Genomic DNA, 462 nt, shown 5'->3' on the forward strand with positions numbered 1-462 from the left:
CCTGACGTACTGGCCGGAATCGGGCGAAACCTGCGCGGCGTGCGGCGGCCCCATGAAGCAACTCGGCGAGGACGTCTGCGAGCAGCTGGAATATGTACCGGCCAGCTTCCGCGTGATCCGCCACGTGCGCCCGAAACTGGCATGCACGTGCTGCGATCACATCGCACAAGCTGCAGCGCCGAGCCGCCCCATCGAGCGCGGCCTGGCTGGTCCGGGCTTGCTGGCTCATGTGTTGGTCTCGAAGTTCGCGGACCATCTGGCGCTGTACCGCCAGTCGGCGATCTATGCGCGTGAGGGTGTCGATCTGGGTCGCTCGCTGCTGGCGAACTGGGTGGGTCATGGTGCGAGCCTGATGCAACCGCTGGTCGACGCCTTACGCCGGCACGTCATGACAGCCACCAAGCTGCATGCTGACGATACGCCTGTGCCAGTGCTCGCGCCGGGCAATGGCAGGACGAAAAC

The 462-nt window shown here is 65.6% G+C and carries 1 protein-coding gene; it reads left to right on the forward strand.

Annotated elements, in window-relative coordinates:
* The coding region (locus tag J5M73_RS31295) for a transposase (protein ID WP_207816948.1) at window positions 1-462 on the forward strand (462 nt) is incomplete at both ends.

The sequence above is a fragment of the Pseudomonas sp. 50_B genome (assembly GCF_017491625.1).
Classification (GTDB): domain Bacteria; phylum Pseudomonadota; class Gammaproteobacteria; order Pseudomonadales; family Pseudomonadaceae; genus Aquipseudomonas; species Aquipseudomonas danubii.